The sequence below is a fragment of the Aliirhizobium smilacinae genome, assembly GCF_006335145.1.
Lineage (GTDB): Bacteria > Pseudomonadota > Alphaproteobacteria > Rhizobiales > Rhizobiaceae > Neorhizobium > Neorhizobium smilacinae.
On sequence record NZ_VDMN01000005.1, the window covers coordinates 337,277 to 360,212 of the forward strand.

The following is a 22,936-nucleotide window of genomic DNA, read 5'->3' on the forward strand; positions in this document are numbered from 1 at the left end:
CAACCATTATTGTTCGACGGCGTCAGCACAACGGTTCCAGACGGGCACATTCTTGCTGTTGTCGGCAGAAATGGGGCGGGAAAAAGCACTCTTTTCAAGCTGCTCAATGGTCTTCTCAAGCCAGAGGACGGAGAGGTTCTCGTTGGAGGGAAATCGATTTCAGGTCGAAAAATCTCCGAAATCGCTGCTCATATCGGCACAGTGTTCCAATCTCCCGAGCAACAGTTGTTTGCAGGGCGGGTCGAAGAAGAGGTGGCTTTCGGACCGCGCCAGTTCGGATTGCCGGCGAACCAAATTTCAGAGCGGGTGAGCGATGCCCTGAACAGGACCTCGCTGCTGGATCAGATCGCGCGGCATCCTCTTGATCTTTCTGCTGCCGAGCGGAGATTTCTGGCGATTGCATCCGTGCTGGCGATGCGCTTGCCGGTGTTGCTGCTCGATGAGGCTCAAAGGGGGCTCGATCGAGTATGGACCGAACGGCTGGAGAGCATTCTTGAGGCAGAGCGTTCGGCCGGTAAGTCGATCGTCATGATCTGCCACGACATGGATTTCGTCGAGCGGAATGCTGATACGGTGCTGGCGCTTGGCGGTCGGACCCCGCGCCAGATCCCCGTGCCAGCCTTTTTCTCCGACACAGAGGTTCTGGCCGAGGTATCCGTGGAACGTCCCACTCCATATCGTCTGCGAGAGTTCATGACCTAGAGCCGGCGTGGCCATATCTGTGTAAATCAATTTCCCTTTGTCCGCAAAAACAGCAAAGTCATTCCTTCATCCGCGAGGAGGCCGGAGATAATCTCTTCCTTGCTCATCGCTAAATAGGCTCTTTGCTATTTCCTGGTGGGTTGTTCTCTCTGGAGGTTTGCAGCCTCGTAACTATTAAGGGCACCGTATTCCGGTTGCCCTTATTTTTTGCCCAGATTTTTGGTCTGCTTGGCTCGCTTCGAGACGTCGATGTCATGAAGCTTTATGCAGCGCTGAAGTGTCGTCTTTGACATATTTCATTTTTCCAGGCGCCGAAGATCGAATTGGATTTCCGATGCCTTAAAGATAAAAAGCAGGCCCGCCTGCCGCCTGAGAATTTTTCATGTCTATTTATTCTATAAAAATAGCAGTTTTTTGCTGTCTCCGATGCATTGCAGCCCCCTATTCTTGAATAGTGGAAACAACAAGGGGCGCCGGATATTTCCGGGCAGAGGGCAAAATGAACATCAAGACCATTCTTAAAGCGGCTGTCTTTGGCATAGGCAGCATCGTCGTTGCCGTCAGTGCTCAGGCCGCAGACAAGAAGGTTGTCGTCGCCTACCAGACCGACGCGCTTCCTTCATCCGTCGCCATCGCCAATGGCGAGTTCTCCAAGGACACCGGCTACGAGATTGATTTCCGCAAGTTCAATTCGGGAGCCGAAATTTTCGCTGCCATCGCCTCGGGCGATGTCCAGGTCGGTTATGTCGGCTCGAGCCCGTTCGCTGCCGCCACGTCACGCGGGTTGGCAGTCAAGGCATTCTACCTTTCTTCCATCTCGGGCATCGACGAAGCGCTGGTCGTTCGCAACGGTTCGGGCATAGAAAGCCTCTCCGACCTCAAGGGCAAAAAGCTTGCCGCAGCTCCCGTCTCGACCGACCATTATCAGCTTCTCGCATTGATCAAGTCTCTTGGCTTAAGCGAGCGTGACGTTCAGGTTTTTGCAATTCCGCAGCCGGAAATCGTCGCAGCGTTCAATCGCGGTGACCTCGATGGTGGCTTCGTCTGGGATCCGGCTCTGACCGAGCTCAAGAAAACCGGCAAGGTTCTCGTCACGTCTAAGGAAGTCGCCGAAAAAGGCGCTCCGACCTTCTCCGCCTGGGTTGCTGCCAGCAAGTTCGGTGATGAAAACCCGGAGTTTCTGAAGAAGTTCGCCGGCGTCATCAACAAATATTACGCTTCCTTCGCCAAGGACAAGGCAGCCTGGAATGCTGATAGCGCCCATGCCAAAGAACTTGCCAAGCTTCTCGGCGGCACGGCCGAACAGCAAGCCTCGGCGCTCAACAACCTCAATCTTCTGACGCCGGACGTGCAGGCATCTGCTGCCTGGCTGGGTGGCGGCGAAAAATCGGGCGCAGCCAAGATCCTCAAGGATACCGCGCAGTTTCTGAAGGATCAGGGCAAGGTCACGGAAGTGCTTCCAAGTTACGCCGAGTTCGTGACAGCCAATGCGCTTGCCGGCGCCAGCAACTGATGAAACGGGACGCCGGGTGAAAGCCTGGCGTCCCGTCTTGAGAAAGACATCCCATGCTCAAGATCGAACGCGCGAGCGTTTATTTCAAAACCGACCAGGGCCGCATCGTCCATGCTCTGGATCAGGTCTCGCTCGACATTCCCGAGAAGGGTTTCGTCGTCGCACTGGGCGCATCCGGTTGCGGAAAGTCGACATTGCTCAACGCTATCGCAGGCTTTCTACCACTGTCGGAAGGCGCGATCACTCTAAACGGACGATCGGTATCTGCACCGGGCTCGGATCGCGGCGTGGTTTTCCAGAAGGACACGTTGTTTCCCTGGAAAAATGTCACCGACAACGTGGCTCTCGGGCTGAAATTCGCGGGCGTTTCGAAAGCCGAACGGACCCGTCGTTGCGAGGCGCTTCTGGACCTGGTTGGCTTGAGCGATTTCGCCAGGGCGTTTCCCTACGAGCTTTCCGGCGGCATGCGCCAGCGGGTTGGCATCGCACGTGCGCTCGCGGCAGATCCGGACACTCTTCTGATGGACGAGCCTTTCGGGGCGCTCGACAGCATGACGCGCGAACAGATGCAGGAACTTTTGGTCACCGTTTGGAAACAGACGGGTAAACGGGTATTCTTCATCACGCATTCCGTTGAGGAAGCACTCTTCCTGGGTACCCAGGTCATCGTCATGTCTCCGCGGCCTGGCCGGATCGTGGCGCGTTACAATCTCGATTTCGTACAGAGATTTGCCGAGACGGGAGATGCGCGGGCGATCAAGACGTCGTCCGACTTTAACGACTTGAGAGAAGATATCCGCACGCTTTTGCATGGCGGGCAGGATGCAAGGAGCGCTGCGGAATGACGGATATTGTAGAAACCGCGTCGGTGGTCGCCGTTCCGAAAGCGCAGGAACCCCGCATTGTCGAGATGACACGTTTCGGCGCGAGCGGCAGCCGAACCCTGGCGATCAGCATTCTCACAGGACTTCTTATCATTGTCGCGTGGTGGACCGCAGCCAGGCTCGCCGTCGTGCCGCGTCTCTTCCTGCCGACGCCTCAGGACGTGCTGACCCAGTTTCGTCTCATCTTTAACGACGGTTATGCGGGTGCATCACTTGGCGAGCATATTTCTGCAAGCCTTTTTCGCATTCTGACGGCCGCCGCGATCGCGATAACCGCCGCCATACCCATCGGTTTGCTGATGGGGCTGAGCCGCTGGGCAAAAGGCATTCTGGACGTACCGATCGAATTTTACTGGCCTTTGCCGCCGCTCGCCTATCTGCCGTTGATGATCATATGGCTCGGCATCGGAGAGACTTCGAAAGTGACGTTGCTCGTTCTTGCCATGTTTGCACCGATCTGCCTTTCGGCACAGGCGGGTGTCCGGTCCCTGCCGATCGAGCGGGTGAACGCCGCACGCTCTCTGGGGGCAAGCCGCCTGCAGCTTTTCCGCGACATCGTTTTTCCGACTGCATTGCCCGAAATCCTGACCGGAATCCGTATCGCGTTCGGCGTCGGCTGGAGCACGCTGGTGGCCGCGGAGCTGATCGCCTCCAATCGCGGCATCGGCTACATGATCATGTCGGCTTCGCATTTTCTCGCAACGGATGTCGTGTTTGTCGGTATTCTGATCATCGCTGCATGCGCGTTTGTCTTCGGCCTCGCCGTTCGTCTTCTCGAGGCGCTGCTTGTGCCCTGGAAAGGCCGGCTCTGACTAATTCCGTGACTTTTTGCCCCGGTAATAACGGGCACGGCAAGATATTTTATTAAATTTTGCGGCCTTAGTTGAGCCGCAGCGAAGACATTGGAGTTGGCAAGACGATGGCAAGACCCGACAAACAGGACCCGAGCACGCTTTCCTTTGAAACTCTGGCAGTACATGGCGGCAACGAGGTAGATACCTCGACTGGGGCGATCCGGACGCCAATCGTTATGGCAAATTCCTATCATTTGCCGGACGACCCTTCGCAGGTCGATTGGTCCGACACCAGCATCGCGCTCTACACCAGAAATTCCGGTTATAACCAGATCCGACTTCAGCAGAAACTCGCCGCGATGGAGCAGGGCGAGGATGCAGCTGTCTTCGCGACCGGTGTCGCCGCTCTTCATGCCGTATTCTTCACGCTTCTGAAGACTGGCGATCACGTCGTCGTCAGCGACGTAACCTATGAGGCCGTGTGGCGGCTTTTTGCCGAACTGCTTCCGCAGCGCTATCAGATCCAAGCCACATTCGTCGATGTAAGTGACATCGAGGCAGTCAAGGCAGCAATCCGGCCGAATACGAAATTGATTCATACCGAGACGATTGCCAATCCGACGACGAAAGTCTCCGACATCGCAGCTTTGTCATCTGTTGCGCGGCAGGCCGGGGTGCTTCTTAGCGTCGACTCGACATTTACCCCGCCGCCTTTGTTTCGACCTTTGGCAAGTGGCGCCGATCTCGTCATTCATTCGCTGACGAAATACATCAACGGCCACGGCGATGCGATGGGGGGCGTCGTCATCGGCCGGAAGGATCTCGTTCAGCGCATCAAGGGCGACGCTCTTGTCGATGTCGGGGGAAGCATCGCGCCGTTCAACGCCTGGCTGATCATGCGCGGATCGGTGACGCTGCCCTTGCGACTGGCGCAACATTGTCGATCCGCTGAGGCCGTCGCACGGTATCTTTCTTCCGACCGGCGCGTTGCATATGTCCGTCATCCGTCGTTGCCGAGCCACCCGCAGCACGATGTCGCCAAGCGGCAGTTCGGCACGAGAGGATATGGCGCGGTTATCGCGTTTGCGGTCGATGGTGATCCTGCGACGCAGAACCGCTTCGTCTCCAACCTTAAGGTTATTACCTCGGCGGTCTCACTTGGACATGATGAAAGCCTGATCGTCCACGTTGGCGCAACAGCGAGAGGTGGCTCCGACCGTTGGCCGGAGGAGTTTCGCAAATACGGTCATCTGCGCCTGTCGATCGGGCTCGAGGATACGGATGATCTCATCGCCGACATTACAGCTGCTCTTAACCTCACGTTCGGCGAGGAAGGTCAGCAAACCGGGGCCCTCGGGGATCGACGCTGATTGTGGGCCTTCATGAGGCATCATGTTCGTCGATGCGTCATGCGAGCCGCTCATGATGGGTGGATGGCGAGGCTTATCGCTTGCAAAAAACAGAAATCTCTCTCGTCCCGTTCTGAAGCACGGCGTTACTAGAGATTGCCTGCATAATAGTGCGCAAATTCTGTAGAGAATGTTGACCATAAAGCCTTTCTGCCTGAGCATCTTAAGTTATTAAGACCACGTGGCGGAGGTGACCATGATTGCAAGCAGCCTGCCTTTATTTGGGTTTGACCTTTTTGCGTTTTCGGCACGGCCTCGTGAAGCACAGCAAATAGAAGAGCCGCCTGAAAAGCGAGTTGGCCGCGATTTTGATGAAGCCCGGGACGACGAGCGATTGGCGGAAGCCAGGCATCCCGAAAGCTTCTATTGGGGAATTCATTTGCCCTGTTGAAATGGCTGGCAATCTGACGGCACCGCACTGAATGGCCCGTCTCTAATTACGGTATTTCAACCGGAAGTTTTCTGAAGATCGAAAAGGGAGAACAATCATGACTTCGACCTTGCCTGACCTACAAAACGGACATGCACCGATCACCCTGCAATATCTCTTTCGTGACGCCCTCCACGAGTTCGAGGACTGGGGCATCTTCGTTCAGGAACCAAGAGTTAGTTTTGGGCAGCACGCCGTCAGAATATCGGAAGTGTTTGAAGCCCTGAAAGGCTGCTCGGATATTGTGCCGGCCAACATCGTCGGCAGCGTAGCCGACAGGCTGACGAAGCCATGGGAAGGCGAGGGACCGTTGGACGAAATGGCCTTTTCGACCGCAGCACGGGTGATGAGCGTGCTCGTCCGGAAACGACTATTGGAAGATCAGCGATCTGAGCTCGATCCGAGCCAGCTAAAAGCCGCTATACCGCCCTACGTCGGAGATGCCGCGCAGTAGGCGGTTGTTGTGACGACCTCAGTTTACGAACTGGGCATTCGCGGGATGCTCGCCAACAGTTTTTGCGTGTAGCTGTGGCTTGGGCTCGACAGGATTTCGCGTGTTCGGCCGCTTTCGACGATGCGGCCGCGTTCGAGAATGATCATCTCCTCGCAGAGTGATGACACCAGGCTCAGATCATGCGAGACGAGCACGAATGTGATCGTCTGCGACAGCTCCTTTAACAGCTCGACGATGCGGATGCGGGTGGAAAGATCCAGCGCGCTGACCACCTCATCGGCAAGGATGACATCCGGCTGCGAGATGATGGCACGCGCAATCGCAATGCGCTGCCTCTGGCCGCCGGAAAACTCATGCGGGTAACGATTGGCCGCATCGGCTGTCAATCCGACGGCCTCTAGTGCCTGCATGACGGCGGCCTTTCTGTCGCCTTCGATGCCCAGCGAACGTAGCGGCTCGGCAACCATGTCGAAGATGCGCTGGCGCGGGTCCAGCGATGAATAGGGATCCTGGAAAACCGCCTGCACGCTGGAGCGAAAGCGCCGCATCAATTGGCGGTTCTTTAGATCGAGCAGATTGTCCTCGAACGTGACGCTGCCGCTGGTCGGTTGATTGAGGCCGAGCAAGATGCGCAGCAGCGTCGTCTTGCCGGAGCCGGATTCGCCGACAATGCCGAGATTGCGGCCTTTCGTCAGTGTGAGGCTGACATCGTGAAGCGTGCTGTTTGCGCGCGTATAGGAAAACGATACCTTGCGAACGTCGATCAGGCTCATGCGGTCATCTCCAGCGCGTCGTCGAATGCACGTGCGGCGACGACGAGGCTCTGCGTGTAGGGATGCTGTGGCTGTGCGAACACGTCGGCGACTGCGCCCGTTTCGACGATCCGGCCATGCTGCATCACCAGCACGCGATCCACCGTGCCAGCGACGACGGGCAAGTCGTGGCTGATGAACAGCAGCGCCATGTCACGCTCGCGAACGAGCCGTTTGAGCAGCGCGAGAATCTCGGCTTGAGTCGTGACATCCAGTGCAGTGGTCGGCTCGTCGGCGATCAGCAATTTGGGTTTGCAGGCAAGCGCCATGGCAATGGCGGCACGTTGCCGCTGGCCGCCGGAAATCTCGTGTGGCCAGGCATTAAAAATGCGGCCTGTGTCGGGCAGTGCGACCTGGTCGAGCAGGGACAATACTTCGCGGGTAATGCTTGCCTTGTCGGTCGCGGCGCCATCGCGTTTCGCGCGGCGCCTGACGGCCTCGCCGACCTGCCGGCCGATCCTGGCGAGCGGATCAAGCGCGGTGAGCGGTTCCTGAAACACGACGGCGGCAGCGGTGCCACGCAACGGCACAAGCTCGCGGTCGCATGCACCAACAAGCTGGTGGCCGTCGAGCAGGATGGACCCCGAAGCCATCAGAGCTTCCGGCAGCAGACCGATGGCGGCCAGCGCGGTCAACGATTTGCCGGAGCCGGACTCGCCGATCAGCCCAAGCCGTTCGCCGGCCGCGATGGAAAACGACAGGTCTGCGACTAGAGACTTGCTCCCGGTCCGGATGGCGAGATCATGGATGTCGAGGAGTGCGGTCATCGGCGACTCCTGCGGGTTGGGTCCGCGAGATCGCGCAGGCCGTCGGCGAGAAGATTGATGCCGATCACCAGCGAGACGAGCGCGATACCCGGCGCAATTGCCCCGAGCGGCGCGGTATAGACGGTTGCCTGCGCTTCCTGCAGCAGCCGGCCCCATGAGGCGTTTGGCGGTGGTGCGCCGAGGCCGAGATAGGAAAGCGATGCTTCGGCAATCACGGCCAGCCCGAATTGCAGTGCCAGATTGACGAGCAGCGTCGGCCAGATGTTTGGCAGGACATGGATCATCACCACACCCAGCCACGACGTGCCGGAAATCCGCGACGCAGTGATGTAATCCATCGAAAGCACGCGCTTGGCGAGGATACGTGTCAGCCGCGCGACGATGGCGGAATTGGCGATTCCGATTGCCACGATCGCGGTTGTGAGGCTGGCACCATCGCTGGATGCGACGATCAGCATCGCAAGCAGCAACGTCGGAAACGCAATCAGGATATCGAGACCGGCGGCCAGCACATCGTCCAGCGTCTTGGAGGCAAAAGCGGCGAGCAGCCCGATGGTGATGCCGATCAGCCCGCCGATGACGATTGCGCCGCTGCCGACGGTGAGGGCGATGCGCGAGCCGATCATGATCAGCGAAAACAGGTCACGGCCGAGCCTGTCTGTGCCGGCGAGATGGACGAGCGATGCAGCCCCCAGCCGCCCACCCGACATGGCGGACGGATCGAACGGCGTCCAGATCAAGGTCATCAGGCCGATCACTACTTGCAGGCCGACGATGATGGCGCCAATCGTGAACGTCCACGAGCGCCGTTTTTTGCCTTCGACCGAGGCGATGATGATGGTGCTTTCGCTCATCGTGACGCTCCCCCGCTACGGTCTCTCAGGCGTGGATCGATCAGACGTTGGGCAAGATCGGCGAGAAATCCGACCAGCAGGACCAGAAGTGTGGAGATGAACAGCACGCCCTGCACATTGGGATAATCGCGTTGTTCTATGCCCAGAAGCAGCATCGAACCGAGACCGGGCAGCGAAAACACGCGCTCGACGACGACGGCTCCAAGCAGGGTCGAGGCAAGCTCGATACCGATGATGGAAATGACCGGCACAGACGCATTGCGGATGCCGTGGCGGATCAGCGCCTCGGGGAACCTTGCGCCGAGCGCGCGGGCAGTGCGCAGGTAATCACTGCCGAGCACGTCCTGCGTGGCGGAGCGCACATAACGGATCAGCGATGCCGACATCACGATGGCGATGGTAATGACCGGAAGCACCAGCGCGGTGAATGCGGCGTCCGGTCGTGCCCAGCCGCGCGGCGGAAAGCCGCCGGAGGGGAAAAGCCTGAGATTGACGGCAAACACCGTGACCAGAAGAATGCCGATCCAGAACACTGGAACGGCGATGCCGAGCTGTGACACGACGGAGATCAGCGAGCCGTACCAACGATTGGCGCGCACCGCTGCGATGATGCCGAGCGGCAGTGCGATGGCGATCGCCAGCCCGAATGCCATCAGCGTCAGCGGCACGGTGATGGCCAGACGCTTGCCGATCTCAGGCAGAACGGGCGCATGGCTGACAAAGGATGTTCCGAGATCGAAGCGGGCAAGGCTTGAAACGAAGCGGACAAACTGTTGCGAAAGCGAAAGGTCAGACCCCACCTGCCGGCGTGCGGCCTCGATCTGCTCGGGATCGGCGCCGACCGAGACCAGCGCATTGGCCGGATCGCCGGGCAGCAGACGCAACAGCACGAACAGTACGGCAGCCGCGATCACGATCGAGACCAGCAGGATGGCCAGACGACGCAAGAGATAGGAAAGAATGGTCGGCACCTTTCATGGAAAAGCCGCCCGGAAAAACCGGGCGGCTGCCTTATAACGCAGATTTTCGATTTGCCGAGAGCAAGATGACGGTCAATCGGCTTTCTTGATGCCGCCGGCGAAAAACTGTGCGTTCAGGCCGTTGAGCGGATAACCGGTAACCGACTTTGCCGACACCACGATCTGCGGATAGAGGTAAAGCCAGTTGCTGGCCGCATCCTCGGCAATGATCGTGTTGGCTTCCTTCAGCTTGGTTGTCTGGTCGTCGGTCGTGGTGCTGGCCTCGGCCTGCTTGATCAGGTCGACGACTTTTGGGTTGTTGTAACCCCAGTAGAAGTCGGGATTGCCATAAAACACGATGTCCCGGTGGTTTACGTGCTCTTGCAGGGTCGCCTGGAAATCATGCGCCTTGTAGACTTTCGAATACCATTCGTTGGCGGTGATGACGTTGATGTTGACCTTGACGCCGATCTTGGCGAGTTCGCCCTGCAGGAATTGCGCGGCGATCGGGTGCGGATCGTAATTCGGCGTGTCGATGGTGAAGGAGAAACCATCCTGGTAACCGGCCTCCTTCAAAAGCGCCTTGGCGCTTTCGACGTCATAGCCATCGGTCTTGGTCAGGTCGATGAACCACGGGTCGGTCGGCGGCACCATGGAGCCGATCAGCGTGCCGTAATCGCCCCACACGGCTTTCAGCAGTTTTGCATCGTCCACCGCGCGGGCCAGCGCCTTGCGAACCTTGACGTTGTCGAACGGCGCGACGCGATCGTTATAAGCCAGAAGCAGCTTGGTGGTCGACTTGCCCTCCGCGACCGTGAAGTCGGCATTGTCCTTGAATTGGGCAAGCGAATCCGGGCTCTGCACGGAGGTGATGATATCGACGGATCCGGTCAGAAGCGCGTTGTTGAGGGCGGTCGCCTCGGTGAAATACTGAAAGACGACGTCGCCATTGCTTGGCTTCTGGCCCCAATAGCCGTCGAACCGGGTCAGCGCCAGCGACGAACCGCGACGCCAGTCTGCCAGCTCATAAGGTCCGGTACCGTCTTCGGTCGCGGTCAGATTGGTGGCGGTATCGTTGATGATCCAGACATAGCTGAGATTGTAGGGCAGGGAGATGGAACGCGACGACAGCTTGATAACGACGGTCGCATCATCCGGCGTCTCGATGCCGGCGATCGGCTTCAGGCTGTTCTTGCGCGAGCTTTTCGATTCCGCTGAAGTGACGCGTTCGATCGAGAATTTCACATCCTTGGAGGTCAGCGGCTCACCGGAATGGAATTTTACACTCGGCTGCAGGGTGAATGTGTAAGTCAAGCCGTCGTCGCTGACCTTGAAATCCTTGGCCAGAACCGGTTCAACTTCGCCTGAATCGGCAAGACGGAAGAGCCCTTCGTAGACATTGTTGTTGAAGGCCTCGTTGATACCCTGGCCGGCGCCGGCCGTGTTGTCGAGGTTCTGCGGCTCGTAGAGCGACCCGATATTGATCGTGGCGTCCGCATCGAAATCCGCAGCCAGTGCAGATCCGGCGGCCAGCGCGCCGATAAGGATCGCTGCAAGTGCTGTGCGAGCACGCATTTGTCTGCTCTCCAGGGTTGAGCCCGTACGGGTCGTCAAACCACTCATCTTGAAACTCCAATTCACCGGCCATTCCGGCCATCACACATGTTGCGAAGAATAGCCTAGTACCGATTCATCGGAAGGGCGGCGAGGGCAAAAAAATGAACTTGAAGAGAATGCGCTGCTCCGCCAGAGGAGGCACTGAAGAATTTTGTTCCAGCGCTGGAACTTCGCCATCACTCCGATTAAGTCCTTCACACAGATCATGGATTGGAACAGACAATGAGTGATATCGACAGGCAGCGGGCAAACCGTCTGATGACTGACGCCGGCATCGACGCGCTTGTGCTTTTCCAGCCGGAAGCTTTTCGTTACGCTGTCGGCGCGCCGGCCGGCGTCGCTACCATGTGGGGCCGGGCAGGGGCTGCGGTTGCACTCGTGCCGGCGCAGGTGGATGCCGATCTTGCAGCTGTGGTCAGCGATCATGCCGCCGCCACCGTGCGACGCTTGGCACCCGAAGTTGATGTACGCACCCATCGCATATGGATCGATATGCTCGACGTGACAGGCGCCGAAACGGTGACGCAGATCGACGACGCCTATCGGCGTTTCGACCTTGGTGGGCCGCGCCCCGAAACATTCGACAGGTCTGCAGTCTTCCGCCTTCTGTGCGAACTTCTTCACGATCGTGGTCTTTCGAAAGCGCGCATCGGCGTCGATCTCGAATTCATGCCCGCGGCCGATTTCGAGGCTTTGAAAACTGCGCTGCCAGAGACCGAATGGCTGGATGGTTCGACGGTGTTGCGGCGTTTGCGGGCGGTAAAAACTCCGCTCGAAATAGAACGCCTGCGCCGTGCCTCCCAAGCTGCGGAAGCGGGCTTGAGATATATGGCGCAGGCAATCAGGCCGGGTGTGTCGCTTCCAGCGCTTTCGGCCGCATGGAAGGCCGGCGCGCAGTCCGCGGCCGCCGAGGGCAGTTTTTCTCTCAGCGGTCATTGGGATTACATTTCGGTCGGGGCAGACCTTTCCGATATGGCGGCGCTTGTAACGCCAGGCGCGCTTATCAAAGCGGATGTCGGAACGCTCGTAGAGGACTATTCTTCCGATGGTGCGCGCACATTCACGTTTGGTCGAACATCAGGTCTTGCGACCGAGGTCTTCAAGGCCCTCGAGAGCGCATTTGAGGCCGGGCTAGAACAGATTCGCCCCGGAAATACCTTTGGCGCAATCCATGCCGCCATGTTGCAATCGATGCGCAAGGACGGCTTTGGCGAATATTATCGCGGCCATTTCGGTCATTCGGTCGGTGGTAGCGTCGGTATCGAGGAATGGCCGTTCTTTTCAGCCGACAATCCGGAAGTCATCGAGGCGAACATGGTCGTTGCGCTGGAAGCGCCGTTCTATGGTCAGGGGCTCGGCGCGCTGATGATCGAGGACCAGTTTCTTGTCACGGCCGATGGCGTCGAGTGCATGAACAGTCTGCCGCGCAGATTAGTCGATGTATCCGAGGCTTGAGGCCGGTGCATCAGTAATGTCACACTTCAAATGCTGCTGGATCAGCCGCTGAAGCCAAGGCTTTTCGAGGCCATCTGCCCGGCTTCCAGCAGGATCCGCACATAAGTGGATTTGCGCGCCGGATCGAAACGGAACAGCGGGAACGAAATGCTGATCGCTGCGATCGACTTCCCAAGGTGGTCGCGGATCGGCACGGCCATACAGCGCACACCCACTTCGCTTTCCTCCAATTCTTCCGAGTAACCGTCCTCGCGGACACGGATCAATTGTTCGCGCAGCGTCTCAACGTCCGTGATCGTTTTCGGCGCCAGCTTCTCGAACGTCATTTTCGATAGGCGGTCGGCGATCTCTGTTTCATCGCGATAGGCCAGAAGCGCCTTGCCAAGGGAGGTACTGTGCAGCGGGTTACGTTTGCCGAGCGGCGAGTTCATCGAAAGGCTGTAGGCACTGTCGTATTTATGGATGTATGCGACGCGCTGTTCTCGTTCGTCCATCACGCCGAGATTGATGGACTCGCCGGTCTCGCGTGAAAGCATGCCCATGGCGCGGTCGGCTACCTGCAGCAGATGTGTCTGTCCGCGTAGCGTGCGCGCACCCAGCCCGAACAGTTTCAGTGTCAGCCGGTATTTTTCAGTTTCTTCCTCCTGCTCGGCATAACCAAGATCGACCATGGTCTGCAACAATCTGTGCGTGGTGGCCTTGGAGGTCATGGCTCTCTGCGCAATATCGCCGAGACTCGAGCGACCTTCTTCCGCCAGCGTTTCGAGCACCGAAAAGACTTTAAGGACCGCAGCGACATTGTCTGATTTATTGCGAGAAGCGTCGGACATCGGTAACTCCAAAAAAATAGAATTGCATTCTGAAAATATTGTCGCGCGTTGTCAAGTCGCGTCAAATATCTAGAAAAACTCGACAAATTCGGCTAAAACGCTTTGTTCTTGCCGTTTGAAAGGTTTGGTGCGATAAAATTTGAGCACCCATTGCATTCCATTTTTTTGTATGCTTCCTTCATTTCAAGAATGAAATCGTGTTCCGATTTCGCGTTCGGGCAAGGAGGCCCGGCGGCACTGGAGGGAAGTGGCTTTGACTATGCATGCGCTCCTGCGGCAGAAGAGTTTTGTGGCGCCCAAACAAGAAGTTGTGGGTCTTATCCAGCGGCTTGCCGACAATCTCGTCGCCATTGAGGACAAGACGGGCGAATTTCTGCTGCGCCTGGAAGACGGCCGGGTGATCGACACCAAGGGCTGGGCTGGTTGGGAATGGACCCACGGGATCGGACTTTACGGCCTCTTCAATTACTGGCAGCAGACCGGCGATCAGAAGGCGCTCGACATTATTACATCGTGGTTCGATCAGCGTCTTGCTGAAGGCACTCCGACCAAGAACGTCAACACTGTCTGCCCGTTCCTGACGCTTGCATGCCTATATGAGCTCAACCCCAATCCCGCCTGGAAGCCTTATCTGGAAACCTGGGCGGAATGGGTGATGCATGAGATGCCGCGTACGAGCGAAGGTGGCATTCAGCACATCGTTTATAATAACGTCAATTATCAGCAGATGTGGGATGACACGCTGATGATGAGCGTCATGCCGCTCGCCAAAATCGGCCTGCTGCTCAATCGGCCGGATTATGTGGAAGAGGCGAAATACCAGTTCCTCATTCACACCCAGTATCTTGCCGATCGGAAGACCGGTCTCTGGTTCCATGGCTGGACCTTCGAGGACAAGCATAATTTTGCAGAGGCGCTGTGGGCGCGTGGCAATTCCTGGATCACCATTGCCATTCCGGAATTTCTCGATCTGCTCGACCTGCCGGAAGGCGATGCATTCCGCCGCCATCTGATTTCGACCCTGAAGCGCCAGGCGGAAACGCTTGCAGAGCACCAGTCGTCATCTGGTCTGTGGCACACGCTGATCAATGATCCGCAGAGCTATGTGGAATCCTCGGCGGCTGCCGGTTTCGGCTACGGGTTGATGAAGGCCGTGCGCAAGCGTTACCTCGGACCGGAATATTTGGCCGTCGCGGAGCGCGCCGTGCAGGGCGTGATCGGCCATATCGATGCGGCCGGTGAATTGCAAAATACCTCCTTCGGCACGGCCATGGGGGCGGATCTCGATTATTACCGCCAGATAAAGCTGACGGCGATGCCGTATGGGCAGGCGATGGCGATCCTCTGCCTGTCGGAATATCTTCGTTCCTACATTTAACGACCCACCCGGTTTTGCCGGGAATTTTATGACCTTGTCATACGTCCGGCGCTGGCGCCGGACCGGTGGACGCTGTCCTTTTAGGAGGAGGAAAGCATGTCTTCGCAATCTGTTTCTGAAATTACATTAGCTTATATCGGTGGCGGTTCGCTGAACTGGGCCCAGGTGCTGATGGCCGATCTCGTGCATGACCGCACGGTTGCCGGTGAAATCCGTCTGTTCGACCTCAATCTGGAGGCTGCAAAGCGTAATGCCGCGATCGGCAATCGCCTCTCCGAAGCCCACGGGCTTTCGATCCGCTACACGGCAAGCGAGACAATCGCTTCGGCGCTAAGGGGAGTGGATTTTGTCGTCGTATCGATCCTACCGGGTTCGTTCGATGATATGGCCAAGGATATTGAACTACCGGAATCCGAGGGCATCATCCAGTCGGTGGGTGACACGGTCGGGCCGGGTGGCCTGGTGCGCGCCATGCGGGCAATCCCGGCCATGGCGGAAATCGCTGAAGCTATCCGGACTTATGCGCCCAAGGCCTATGTCTGCAATCTCACAAACCCGATGTCGGTGTTGACCGGCGCACTTTACGCAGCCTTTCCCGAAATCAGGGCCTGGGGCGAGTGCCATGAGGTCACCAAACTGCGCCACATCATAGCCTGGCTTGCCAATCGTGCGGAAGGTTCGATCCGCTACGACTTTCGTGACGTGCAGGCCAATGTTCTAGGCATCAACCATTTCACCTGGGTCGATCGCGCCTTTGTGGGCGGCCGTGACTGGTTGCCGGACTATCTGAGTTTCGCTGCAGAAAACCGCGCGAAAGGATGGAGGGCCGTGCCACTCGATCCGGCTGATGAATTCCAGCGCTATTTCGAGGATGTCAACCGGGTCAAGTTCGATCTCGCGGCGCGCTTCGGCATCGCCGCGGCGGCAGGTGATCGGCATCTTGCCGAATTTCTACCGTCGAGCTGGTATCTCGGCCACGCTGGAGAATGGGGCTTTGGCCTCACGCCTGTGGACTGGCGCCGTCGCGACCAGGCGAAGCGCCGGGAAGATGCACGTACAGCAGAAACCGCCAGCGAGGTACCGCCGCTGCGAGCCGTATCCGAAGAGGCTCTTGTGGGGCAGATCCGGGCACTGACACGCGGCGAAACGCTGATCGTCAATGCCAATATGCCCAATACCGGGCAGATGGAAGGATTTGCGCCGGGTACAATCGTCGAGACCAATGTGCTGTTCTCCGGTCATGGCGTGCGCCCGATCCATGCCGGCCGTTTGCCGGCCGCCGTTGAGGCTTTGGTTAAGCCGCATGCGGAACGCCAGAACGCAGTGCTGAAAGCGGTGCTCGCCAGTGATGGCGCGACGCTCGAAGGCCTGTTCCTCTCCGATCCGTTGGTTGTTCCGCTGGGGCAGGACCGTGCCGCAAAACTGTTCCGAGCCATGGTTGCCGCAACTGCCGGGCGCCTGCCGGAGAACCTCAGGAGGCTATCTGCATGAGTGGCGACAGTCGACTTCTCGGCTTCTGGTACGTTCTACCGTACCTGATCGGCCTCTTGGTCTTCACGGCCATACCATTCCTCGGATCGCTCTATCTGTCGTTTACCGATTACCGGCTGATGCAGGGAATGGATTTTGTCGGACTGCAAAATTACACCGACATTCTGACGAGCGACCGCACGTTTGCCCGCTCGTTCAAGGTGACGATGCTCTTTGTGGCGCTGACCGTGCCGTTGAAACTCGCGTTCGCGCTTTTTATCGCCAGTATCCTTAACGCCAAGCTCAAGGGCATCGGTTTTTTCCGCACCGCCTATTATGTGCCTTCCATTCTTGGTGGCTCGATCGCCGTCGCGGTTTTGTGGCGCTACATGTTTGCCGATGTTGGCATGGTCAACATGGTTTTGACTGGACTAGGTTTCAAAGCCATCAACTGGTTCGGCAATCCCGGCACTGCACTGTTCACCATCACGCTTCTGCGTCTTTGGCAGTTCGGTTCGGCCATGGTCATCTTTCTCGCTGCACTTCAGTCGATCGACAAGTCACTCTACGAGGCCGCGGCCATCGACGGCGCAAAACCCTGGCGAGCCTTCTTCGCCGTCACCCTGCCGCTTCTGACGCCTGTGATCTTCTTCAACCTGATCATGCAGATGGTTCAAGCCTTCCAGGAGTTCAACGGACCTTATGTGATCACCAGCGGCGGCCCGCTGAAGTCCACCTATCTGCTGCCGCTTTACATCTATGAAATGGCCTTCAAGAAATTCGACATGGGTTATGCCTCCGCCATCGCCTGGGTGCTGTTCACAGTTATCATGGCGTTGACGCTGATCGCCTTCTGGTCGTCGAAATACTGGGTCTATTACGCCGGCGACAAGAGGAGCTGACCATGAGTGACAGTATCATTCACTCCGACGACAAGGCCATCGAAGAGGCCGAACGGTATCTGGCCGCACAGAAGCGCCGTGAAAACATCTCGCTTGCCATCCGCTATACCATCCTAACGATTGTCGGCCTCATCATGCTTTATCCGTTGATCTGGCTGGTCGGCGCGAGCTTCATGACCAACGAGGAAATTTTTGGCGGCGTCGGTTTCATGCCCACGAACCCGGTAATGGACGGGTATGCCGAAGGCTGGCAGACCTCGACGCCCTACACGTTCGGCCGCTTCTTCTGGAACACGTTTCTGATCATCGCGCCGAAGACAATCTGCACGGTGATTTCGTGCACGGTGGTCGCCTACGGGTTTGCCCGTTTCGACTTTCCCGGCAAGAAGATCCTGTTCGCCGCCGTGATCGGCACGCTGCTTTTGCCGAACGTGGTTACCCGCATCCCGCAATACATGCTCTTCAACGAACTTGGCTGGCTCGACAGTTACCTGCCGCTCTGGGTGCCGTCCGCTTTTGCCGGTGATGCCTTCTTCGTCTTCCTGCTGTTGCAGTTCCTGCGGTCCATTCCCCGTGACATGGAAGAAGCGGCACGCGTGGACGGTGCCACCAGCTTCCAGGCGCTGATCTATGTGGTCGTGCCGATGCTGGTGCCTGCGATGATCTCCGTGGGGCTGTTCCAGTTCATGTGGACCATGGACGATTTTCTCGGCCCCTTGATCTACATCTCCTCGGTCGAAAAGTTTCCTGTTTCACTGGCTCTCAAGCTGTCGATCGACACCGCTGAGTCGTTCGAATGGAACCGTATCCTTGCCATGTCAGTCCTGACGCTTCTGCCGTCATTGCTGGTGTTCTTCATGTCTCAGAAATACTTCGTCGAAGGCATCTCTGCTGGTGGCGTAAAGGGTTAATCCAATGGCACAACTGACTATCCGCAACCTCGAAAAAGTCTATAGCGGCACCGTGAAGGCACTCCATGGCATCAATCTCGACGTCAAGGACGGCGAGTTCATGGTCCTGGTCGGTCCCTCCGGCTGCGCCAAGTCGACGACGCTGCGTATGATTGCCGGACTGGAAACGGTCTCCGGTGGCCACATCACCATCGGTGAAAGGGTGGTCAACAACCTGCCGCCGGGGGACCGCGGTATTGCCATGGTGTTCCAGAACTATGCGCTCTATCCGCATATGAAGGTCCGCAAGAACCTCTCCTTCGGGCTTAAACTTGCCGGCGAGAATAAGGAAGAGATTGCAAAGCGTGTCGCGGAAGTGGCCGAAGTGCTGGAAATCGAACCGCTGCTCGACCGCTTGCCCAAGCAACTTTCCGGCGGTCAGGCGCAGCGTGTGGCGCTGGGCCGTGCGCTGATCAAAAAACCGGAAGTATTCCTGTTCGACGAGCCGCTTTCCAACCTCGATGCCAAGCTGCGCGCATCCATGCGCGTTCGCATCACCGATCTGCATCGTCGATTGAAGGAACAGGGGCAGTCATCGACTGTCGTCTACGTGACCCATGACCAGGTCGAGGCGATGACCATGGGGGATCGGATCTGCGTCATGAAGGACGGCCGCATCATGCAGGTGGACGATCCCGAAACGCTCTATGCCCGACCGGCAAATGCCTTCGTCGCAGGGTTTATCGGCATGCCGGAAATGAACCTCGTTAATGCCACGCTCAGCCAGGGCGAGAGCGGGCCGGTGGTAACCTTCGGTGACCAGTCGATACAGTTTGGAGACAATCTCGCAGGACGCCTGGAAGCCGGTACCGCCGGCGATGTCACCTTCGGCGTGAGGCCGCAGCATTTCCGTCTGGCGGAAGCGGGTGAGCACGCGCTGGTAGCAAAGGTCAGCAAGGCGGATTTCCTCGGCCATGAGGTGGATGTTCATATCAGCATTGGCGGCCAGCGTTTTACCATCGTCCTACCCGTCGAGGATTTCCGCAAGGCGAATGTCGATGGCGCCATTCGTATTCGCCCGGAAGAGGAACGGGTTTTCATCTTCGACCGCACAAGCGGTCTGAACGTCAGCCTCGCCTGAGGGTGCGACTGACGACCATGTCACCGATGCAGGGTTTCAGGAGGAAAACGCATCATGAGAAAGAAATCGATACTGAATGTTCTGTCTCTAACATTGGCTGCATCCGTGGTCGCGACAAACTTCGCGGCGGCAGCGGATTTGCGCATGTCCTGGTGGGGAGGCGATGGTCGCCATGTCGCCACGCAAAAGGCGCTGGAATACTGCACGGGCAAGACCGGGCATAAGGTCAAGGCGGAGTTTGCCGGCTTTGAAGGTTATCTGGAAAAGCTGATGACGCAGATGGCCGGCAGCACCGAGGCCGATATCATCCAGGTAGACTGGCCATGGCTCTTCCAGTTCTCCAAGGATGGTACCGGGTTCGCCGACCTCAAGCAGTTCGCTGGCGAACTTGACCTGACCCAGTGGAATGATAGCCAGCTCGCGCCTGCCACAATCAAAGGCAAGCTGAACGGGTTGCCTGTCTCCGTGACCGGCGCCACCTATTATTTCAACGATGAAATCTACAAAAAGGCAGGGATCGACACGCCGAAAAGCTGGGATGATCTTGCTGCCGCAGCCAAGAAGCTGAATCCCCAGGGCCTTTACCCATTCGATAGCACCCGCGTCATCCTGATGCTGATGATCGAAGCCTTTACAGCGCAGATTTCCGGCCAGGAATTCGTCAAGCCCGGTACCAATGAGCTTGCCTGGACGGCCGAGGATATTGCCGGCGCGCTCAAGCATTACCAGTGGATGGTGGATAACGGCATCGTGCGCTCCGCCAAGGATGCCGCGGGTGTTGGCAATATCGAGATTTTTGACGACCCGGCCTGGGTATCGGGCAGGATCGGCGGCACTTATTTCTGGGATTCGACCTATTCGAAATATAATGATCCGCTGACGGTCGGGAAGCTGGTGCCGGCAGCTCCGCTACAAATCAAGGGTGCGAAGTCCGATGGCGTCTACAAAAAGCCGTCCATGGTCTTTTCGATCTCCAAACATTCGAAGGACCCGAAAGCTGCAGCCCAGGTCATCAATTGCCTGCTGAACGACAAGGATGCGATCCTGATACTTGGTGACAGCCGCGGCCTGCCGGCTTCGGCAATCGCCAAGGCAACGCTGGAAGCGGCAGGGAAGCTGACACCTGAGCGTCTCGAGGGCGCAAAGATCGTTGCTGCAGCAACGGGACCCGTCATGTCTCCGTTGATCGAACATCCGACTGTGCAGGAATTGTTTAAGGATGTTATCGAGCAGTTTGCCTATGGCCAGCTGACAGCCGACGAAGCCGGCCAGGAAATCGTTGACGGACTGACCAAGGCGCTTCGCCGTCTCTGATCATTGCAAAGGCCCATGCCGAAAGGCATGGGCCTTTTTTTGACTTCTACGGCTTGGCAGTCGGTTGGGCGCTTATCCTACTCCCGAAGATAGCGCTTCCACATAGGGCGCTCGGCGCGGCGGCTCGCCCCGCGTGGTAGCACCACCTCAAGATCAAAAACGTAATAACGCCGCATGGTTACCAAAGGTCAAGCCAGCGGCCTTCATTGGATTGACCACATATGGCATGTTGTTATTTTCGACGTTCCTACATCACTTTGGGTGTCGAGGAGAACGTCAGCGTTAGGGCGAAAGTCGTCGTCGATAGGCCGTACCTGTGATGTGACCGAGCTGCTCGAAACACAGTTATCCCTAACCGTCAGGAAAGCCTCCCATTTCATTGATGGGTTCGTGACGAACCGCCGCTTACCCAAGGGCATGAGCCTGCCGCAACAAAATCCGCGCCAACCATCTCGCGGTGCGACGCTATCGAAGAAAGAACGTCATGAATTCGTTTCAACAAGATCCCGCCACACTGCATTTGGCGACGCCGGGAGGAGCTGCAGCCTCGGTCCTGCACCATGGTGCCCAACTGGCTTCTTGGCGGTCCGCGAAAGGGACGGAAAACATCTATCTCTCTGAACTTGCCGATTTTTCGCCTGGTAGCTCCGTACGTGGCGGTGCGCCCATCTGCTTTCCGCAGTTTTCCACCCTCGGTGATCTGCCGCTGCATGGCTTTTTCCGCAACCAGACGTGGACGCCGGTCGCGAGTGGTGCCGACGGAGCCGAGGTCGCTCGGTTACAGCTTACCGACACACCCGAAACGCGCGCGCTGTGGCCGCATTCTTTCCAAGCCGAGCTTCAGGTGACGCTGACCGATCGCAGCCTGGAAGTTGCCTTTTCGGTGCTGAATACCGGATCCGAGGTTTTCTCTTTCACCGCGGCGCTCCACACCTACTTCCGTGTGACCGCAATCGAGAACGTCAGCATTGCCGGCTTGCAGAACATTCGTTACCTGGACAAGCTCAAGGATAACGTCATCGCTGCTGAAACGAACGAGCGATTGCTGATCGACCGTCCGCTCGACCGCATCTATTACAACACGACGGATGAACTGACACTGGAGGAAGGTGAGCGCCGGTTGCTTATCTCAGCGCAGGGAATGCCCGATACGGTCGTATGGAATCCCGGTCCGGAGCGTTGCGCGACAATAGCCGATCTCCCAGATGACGCCTGGAGACATTTCGTCTGCATCGAGGCGGCGGCCATTGATATCCCTATCTCTCTCGCTCCTGGAGCGACATGGCGCGGAGTCCAAAAAATAACGGATATTCAAGGCGATTGATGAATCCGCTTGAGCATTGTTACCGATCAGCCGGCGCAGCCTGATCGAACGGTGCTTGGGAAATCAGAAAAGCGAACATAAGCGGCGTGATGAGCATCGATCGCCGCGCTGATCGCGGAGCCGCGATATCCGCGGCCCCTTTATTGTCGGATGCAAAGCTTATTGCGGGGTCAGGTCGAAGCCGAACCACTTCATCGATAGGGTCTTCAACGTACCGTCAGCCTTGGCGGCGGTGATCGCTTCGTCGAACTTGGCCTTCAGCGCGGTGTCGCTCTTGCGCAGGCCGACCGAGCTGCCGGCGCCGAGGAAACCACCCTGGAAGCGCGGGCCGACAATTTCCATGTCGCTGTTGGTCGGCTTTTCAGCGGCGGTCTTCAAGTAACCCATGGAGGCCATGATCACATCGACGCGACCCGCAAGCAGGTCGAGGTCATGCTGTTCAGTGGTCTTGTACTCGCGCTTTTCGACCGTATCCTTGAGGTATTCATCGATGAAGCGCGAGGCGATCGATGCGGTCTGCACGCCGATAATCTTGCCTTTCAGCAGCGGCTTCAGTTCCTCGACGGCTTTGCGAGCGCCTTCCTCGTTGCTGGCGAGTGAAAAGAGAGCATCCTTCAGCGGCATTTTGGAAAGGTCGCTATCCTTCAGAACTGCAAAAGCCTGGCCCGTGCTGCCGTAGGACATCGAGAAATCGATGACTTCCTTGCGCTTTTCGGTGGCCGACATTCCGGCCATGATGGCGTCGAACTTGCCGGCGTTGAGGGCAGGGATCATGCCGTCGAAAGCCTGCGCGACGATCGTGCACTTGATCTTCATATGGTCGCAGAGATAATGCGCCAGTTCGACGTCATAGCCGTCCAGTGTGCCGTCCGGCTTGGTCAGGTTATAGGGAGGAAATGCGCCCTCAGTGGCGATGGTGATTTCCGTCTTTTCCTGCGCGAAAGCGCCGGTCGCAAGTGTAACCGCTGCGAACATGCCGGCAGCCAGTGTTTTCATGAATGTCATTGTAGTTCCCCGTCTCCTTGTTGGGTTTATCC

22 protein-coding genes are annotated in these 22,936 nt (G+C 57.7%); 15 read left to right on the forward strand and 7 right to left on the reverse strand.

Features of this window, described 5'->3' with window-relative positions; genetic code table 11:
* The first annotated feature begins 9 nt into the window (after positions 1–9).
* From FHP24_RS21530 to FHP24_RS21560, 7 genes are all read left to right on the forward strand, one after another.
* Positions 10–702: an energy-coupling factor ABC transporter ATP-binding protein gene (locus tag FHP24_RS21530; protein ID WP_180356078.1), complete on the forward strand. Its 693-nt coding sequence runs from the start codon at positions 10–12 to the stop codon at positions 700–702.
* 499 nt (positions 703–1,201) lie between these two features.
* The gene (tauA, locus tag FHP24_RS21535) at positions 1,202–2,215 is read left to right on the forward strand and encodes a taurine ABC transporter substrate-binding protein (RefSeq protein ID WP_139678285.1); all 1,014 of its coding nucleotides are present in this window, start codon (positions 1,202–1,204) and stop codon (positions 2,213–2,215) included.
* Between the two features lie 53 nt (positions 2,216–2,268).
* Positions 2,269–3,060 (forward strand): taurine ABC transporter ATP-binding protein, encoded by a 792-nt coding sequence (locus FHP24_RS21540; RefSeq protein WP_139678286.1) that lies wholly within the window; start codon positions 2,269–2,271, stop codon positions 3,058–3,060.
* Positions 3,057–3,911, forward strand: a complete 855-nt coding sequence (locus FHP24_RS21545; protein WP_139678287.1) for an ABC transporter permease subunit — start codon at positions 3,057–3,059, stop codon at positions 3,909–3,911. Before FHP24_RS21540 ends, FHP24_RS21545 begins: the two co-directional genes overlap by 4 nt.
* 107 nt (positions 3,912–4,018) lie before the next feature.
* The gene (locus FHP24_RS21550; RefSeq protein WP_139678288.1) at positions 4,019–5,263 is read left to right on the forward strand and encodes a trans-sulfuration enzyme family protein; all 1,245 of its coding nucleotides are present in this window, start codon (positions 4,019–4,021) and stop codon (positions 5,261–5,263) included.
* 235 nt (positions 5,264–5,498) lie between these two features.
* A complete protein-coding gene (locus tag FHP24_RS21555) occupies positions 5,499–5,693 on the forward strand; it encodes a hypothetical protein (RefSeq protein WP_139678289.1) in 195 nt (64 codons plus the stop codon).
* A gap of 97 nt (positions 5,694–5,790) precedes the next feature.
* A complete protein-coding gene (locus tag FHP24_RS21560; RefSeq protein WP_139678290.1) occupies positions 5,791–6,186 on the forward strand; it encodes a hypothetical protein in 396 nt (131 codons plus the stop codon).
* A 23-nt stretch (positions 6,187–6,209) separates the two neighbouring features.
* Here the strand turns inward: FHP24_RS21560 and FHP24_RS21565 are convergent, their stop codons facing one another.
* From FHP24_RS21565 to FHP24_RS21585, 5 genes are all read right to left on the reverse strand, one after another.
* Positions 6,210–6,959 (reverse strand): ABC transporter ATP-binding protein, encoded by a 750-nt coding sequence (locus FHP24_RS21565; protein ID WP_139678291.1) that lies wholly within the window; start codon positions 6,957–6,959, stop codon positions 6,210–6,212.
* The gene (locus tag FHP24_RS21570) at positions 6,956–7,765 is read right to left on the reverse strand and encodes an ATP-binding cassette domain-containing protein (protein ID WP_139678292.1); all 810 of its coding nucleotides are present in this window, start codon (positions 7,763–7,765) and stop codon (positions 6,956–6,958) included. Before FHP24_RS21570 ends, FHP24_RS21565 begins: the two co-directional genes overlap by 4 nt.
* On the reverse strand, positions 7,762–8,511 hold the full coding sequence (locus FHP24_RS21575; RefSeq protein ID WP_394344655.1) for an ABC transporter permease: 750 nt from the start codon (positions 8,509–8,511) through the stop codon (positions 7,762–7,764). Before FHP24_RS21575 ends, FHP24_RS21570 begins: the two co-directional genes overlap by 4 nt.
* 104 nt (positions 8,512–8,615) lie before the next feature.
* A complete protein-coding gene (locus FHP24_RS21580) occupies positions 8,616–9,590 on the reverse strand; it encodes an ABC transporter permease (protein ID WP_281287465.1) in 975 nt (324 codons plus the stop codon).
* An 81-nt stretch (positions 9,591–9,671) separates the two neighbouring features.
* Positions 9,672–11,153, reverse strand: coding sequence for an ABC transporter substrate-binding protein (locus FHP24_RS21585; RefSeq protein WP_139678294.1), 1,482 nt, complete (start codon positions 11,151–11,153; stop codon positions 9,672–9,674).
* Positions 11,154–11,417: 264 nt separating this feature from the next.
* Between FHP24_RS21585 and FHP24_RS21590 the strand changes: the two genes are divergently transcribed.
* Positions 11,418–12,650: a M24 family metallopeptidase gene (locus FHP24_RS21590; RefSeq protein WP_139678295.1), complete on the forward strand. Its 1,233-nt coding sequence runs from the start codon at positions 11,418–11,420 to the stop codon at positions 12,648–12,650.
* Between the two features lie 41 nt (positions 12,651–12,691).
* Here FHP24_RS21590 and kdgR read toward each other — a convergent pair whose 3' ends face one another.
* On the reverse strand, positions 12,692–13,480 hold the full coding sequence (gene kdgR / locus FHP24_RS21595; RefSeq protein WP_139678296.1) for a DNA-binding transcriptional regulator KdgR: 789 nt from the start codon (positions 13,478–13,480) through the stop codon (positions 12,692–12,694).
* 289 nt (positions 13,481–13,769) lie between these two features.
* On the opposite strand from kdgR, the gene bglB reads away from it, so the two are divergent.
* The 7 genes from bglB to FHP24_RS21630 all read left to right on the forward strand — a co-directional run bounded on the left by bglB (position 13,770) and on the right by FHP24_RS21630 (position 21,899).
* The gene (bglB, locus tag FHP24_RS21600; RefSeq protein ID WP_342782352.1) at positions 13,770–14,858 is read left to right on the forward strand and encodes a beta-galactosidase BglB; all 1,089 of its coding nucleotides are present in this window, start codon (positions 13,770–13,772) and stop codon (positions 14,856–14,858) included.
* 96 nt (positions 14,859–14,954) lie between these two features.
* Positions 14,955–16,349, forward strand: coding sequence for a family 4 glycosyl hydrolase (locus FHP24_RS21605; RefSeq protein ID WP_139678297.1), 1,395 nt, complete (start codon positions 14,955–14,957; stop codon positions 16,347–16,349).
* Positions 16,346–17,230 (forward strand): carbohydrate ABC transporter permease, encoded by an 885-nt coding sequence (locus FHP24_RS21610; RefSeq protein WP_139678298.1) that lies wholly within the window; start codon positions 16,346–16,348, stop codon positions 17,228–17,230. Before FHP24_RS21605 ends, FHP24_RS21610 begins: the two co-directional genes overlap by 4 nt.
* 2 nt (positions 17,231–17,232) lie before the next feature.
* The gene (locus FHP24_RS21615; protein ID WP_139678299.1) at positions 17,233–18,141 is read left to right on the forward strand and encodes a carbohydrate ABC transporter permease; all 909 of its coding nucleotides are present in this window, start codon (positions 17,233–17,235) and stop codon (positions 18,139–18,141) included.
* Positions 18,142–18,145: 4 nt separating this feature from the next.
* Positions 18,146–19,261 (forward strand): ABC transporter ATP-binding protein, encoded by a 1,116-nt coding sequence (locus tag FHP24_RS21620; protein WP_139678300.1) that lies wholly within the window; start codon positions 18,146–18,148, stop codon positions 19,259–19,261.
* A 54-nt stretch (positions 19,262–19,315) separates the two neighbouring features.
* The gene (locus FHP24_RS21625; protein ID WP_139678301.1) at positions 19,316–20,575 is read left to right on the forward strand and encodes an ABC transporter substrate-binding protein; all 1,260 of its coding nucleotides are present in this window, start codon (positions 19,316–19,318) and stop codon (positions 20,573–20,575) included.
* Between the two features lie 484 nt (positions 20,576–21,059).
* Positions 21,060–21,899 (forward strand): D-hexose-6-phosphate mutarotase, encoded by an 840-nt coding sequence (locus tag FHP24_RS21630; RefSeq protein WP_139678302.1) that lies wholly within the window; start codon positions 21,060–21,062, stop codon positions 21,897–21,899.
* 159 nt (positions 21,900–22,058) lie between these two features.
* Here the strand turns inward: FHP24_RS21630 and FHP24_RS21635 are convergent, their stop codons facing one another.
* Positions 22,059–22,895: a transporter substrate-binding domain-containing protein gene (locus tag FHP24_RS21635; RefSeq protein WP_180356082.1), complete on the reverse strand. Its 837-nt coding sequence runs from the start codon at positions 22,893–22,895 to the stop codon at positions 22,059–22,061.
* Between the last annotated feature and the right edge of the window lie 41 nt (positions 22,896–22,936).

Coding starts and splice junctions, on each gene's coding strand:
- FHP24_RS21550 (WP_139678288.1), top strand. CDS start 4,019: ATGGCAAGACCCGACAAACAGGACCCGAGCACGCTTTCCTTTGAAACT.
- FHP24_RS21545 (WP_139678287.1), top strand. CDS start 3,057: ATGACGGATATTGTAGAAACCGCGTCGGTGGTCGCCGTTCCGAAAGCG.
- FHP24_RS21630 (WP_139678302.1), top strand. CDS start 21,060: ATGAATTCGTTTCAACAAGATCCCGCCACACTGCATTTGGCGACGCCG.
- FHP24_RS21555 (WP_139678289.1), top strand. CDS start 5,499: ATGATTGCAAGCAGCCTGCCTTTATTTGGGTTTGACCTTTTTGCGTTT.
- FHP24_RS21575 (WP_394344655.1), bottom strand. CDS start 8,511: ATGACCTTGATCTGGACGCCGTTCGATCCGTCCGCCATGTCGGGTGGG.
- FHP24_RS21610 (WP_139678298.1), top strand. CDS start 16,346: ATGAGTGGCGACAGTCGACTTCTCGGCTTCTGGTACGTTCTACCGTAC.
- FHP24_RS21585 (WP_139678294.1), bottom strand. CDS start 11,153: ATGCGTGCTCGCACAGCACTTGCAGCGATCCTTATCGGCGCGCTGGCC.
- FHP24_RS21570 (WP_139678292.1), bottom strand. CDS start 7,765: ATGACCGCACTCCTCGACATCCATGATCTCGCCATCCGGACCGGGAGC.
- FHP24_RS21565 (WP_139678291.1), bottom strand. CDS start 6,959: ATGAGCCTGATCGACGTTCGCAAGGTATCGTTTTCCTATACGCGCGCA.
- FHP24_RS21625 (WP_139678301.1), top strand. CDS start 19,316: ATGAGAAAGAAATCGATACTGAATGTTCTGTCTCTAACATTGGCTGCA.
- FHP24_RS21540 (WP_139678286.1), top strand. CDS start 2,269: ATGCTCAAGATCGAACGCGCGAGCGTTTATTTCAAAACCGACCAGGGC.
- FHP24_RS21605 (WP_139678297.1), top strand. CDS start 14,955: ATGTCTTCGCAATCTGTTTCTGAAATTACATTAGCTTATATCGGTGGC.
- kdgR (WP_139678296.1), bottom strand. CDS start 13,480: ATGTCCGACGCTTCTCGCAATAAATCAGACAATGTCGCTGCGGTCCTT.
- FHP24_RS21620 (WP_139678300.1), top strand. CDS start 18,146: ATGGCACAACTGACTATCCGCAACCTCGAAAAAGTCTATAGCGGCACC.
- tauA (WP_139678285.1), top strand. CDS start 1,202: ATGAACATCAAGACCATTCTTAAAGCGGCTGTCTTTGGCATAGGCAGC.
- FHP24_RS21615 (WP_139678299.1), top strand. CDS start 17,233: ATGAGTGACAGTATCATTCACTCCGACGACAAGGCCATCGAAGAGGCC.
- FHP24_RS21635 (WP_180356082.1), bottom strand. CDS start 22,895: ATGAAAACACTGGCTGCCGGCATGTTCGCAGCGGTTACACTTGCGACC.
- FHP24_RS21560 (WP_139678290.1), top strand. CDS start 5,791: ATGACTTCGACCTTGCCTGACCTACAAAACGGACATGCACCGATCACC.
- FHP24_RS21590 (WP_139678295.1), top strand. CDS start 11,418: ATGAGTGATATCGACAGGCAGCGGGCAAACCGTCTGATGACTGACGCC.